The 617-nt window shown below is 66.9% G+C and carries 1 pseudogene; it reads left to right on the plus strand.

Going from position 1 to position 617, the window contains the following annotated elements:
* Positions 1-617, plus strand: a pseudogene (locus ACFFNX_RS05340) (adenosylhomocysteinase); the annotation flags it as partial.

Below are 617 nucleotides of genomic sequence, written 5' to 3' on the forward strand. Positions count from 1 at the left end.
GGCGCGGAGTACGAGAAGGCCGGTGCCGTGCCGTCGGCGTCGGAGGACGACCCGGAGGAGTGGAAGGTCATCCTCGGTCTGCTCCGCCGTACGGTCGACGGTTCGGGCCGCTGGACCGCCACGGCCGAGCGCATCAAGGGTGTGACGGAGGAGACCACCACCGGTGTCCACCGTCTGTACGAGATGGCGAAGGCCGGCACGCTGGCGTTCCCGGCGATCAACGTCAACGACTCGGTGACCAAGTCCAAGTTCGACAACAAGTACGCGGCTGCCGCCACAGCGTGATCGATGGCATCAACCGCGCGACCGACGTGCTCATCGGCGGCAAGGTCGCGGTCGTGTGCGGCTACGGCGACGTCGGCAAGGGCTGTGCGGACGCGTTGCGCGGTCAGGGCGCCCGTGTGATCGTCACCGAGATCGACCCGATCTGCGCGCTCCAGGCCGCGATGGACGGCTTCCAGGTCGCGACACTGGATGACGTGGTGGGGATCGCCGACATCTTCGTCACCTGCACGGGAAACTCCCGCATCATCACCGCCGGCCACATGGCGCGGATGAAGCACCAGGCGATCGTCAGCAACATCGGCCACTTCGACAACGAGATCGACATGGCCGGC

This window comes from Actinoallomurus acaciae (assembly GCF_042429965.1).
GTDB classification, from domain to species: Bacteria; Actinomycetota; Actinomycetes; order Streptosporangiales; family Streptosporangiaceae; genus Actinoallomurus; species Actinoallomurus acaciae.